We start from the raw sequence: 305 nt of genomic DNA, 5'->3' as shown, positions 1-305 counted from the left end.
ATAAAACTTTTCAGGAATATATAAAATAGCCAGCAAAGGGGATCGAACCCTTGACCTACAGTTTACGAAACTGTTGCTCTACCGACTGAGCTATGCTGGCATGTTTGTCTTATGATTTTAGTCTTTTATCTATTTTTCTGCTTTAAGCTTTTTGAGAACTTAATTTATAATTAATTATAATCTATAAAAAATCAATATAAAATACAGTTGTTAATGATATAAAAACCCAAAAAGCAATTTTTGCTAAATCCCTGTTTTTTTATATATATAATATATAAAATTAAGAATGGGGACGCATATTATGA

General features: G+C 27.2%; 1 tRNA gene and 1 pseudogene (1 of these 2 cut by a window edge). One reads left to right on the top strand and one right to left on the bottom strand.

Going from position 1 to position 305, the window contains the following annotated elements:
- Nucleotides 1-27 precede the first annotated feature (27 nt).
- Nucleotides 28-100 (bottom strand) — tRNA-Thr (locus A2255_07985).
- 201 nt (nt 101-301) lie between these two features.
- On the opposite strand from A2255_07985, the pseudogene A2255_07980 reads away from it, so the two are divergent.
- A pseudogene (locus A2255_07980) lies at nt 302-305 on the top strand (hypothetical protein); it runs 470 nt beyond the window's last position.

This window comes from Candidatus Melainabacteria bacterium RIFOXYA2_FULL_32_9 (genome assembly GCA_001784615.1).
In the GTDB taxonomy this organism is placed as follows: Bacteria; Cyanobacteriota; Vampirovibrionia; order Gastranaerophilales; family UBA9579; genus UBA9579.
The sequence above is the reverse complement of the archived record's forward strand: the minus strand, read 5'-3'. Positions and strand labels throughout refer to the sequence as shown.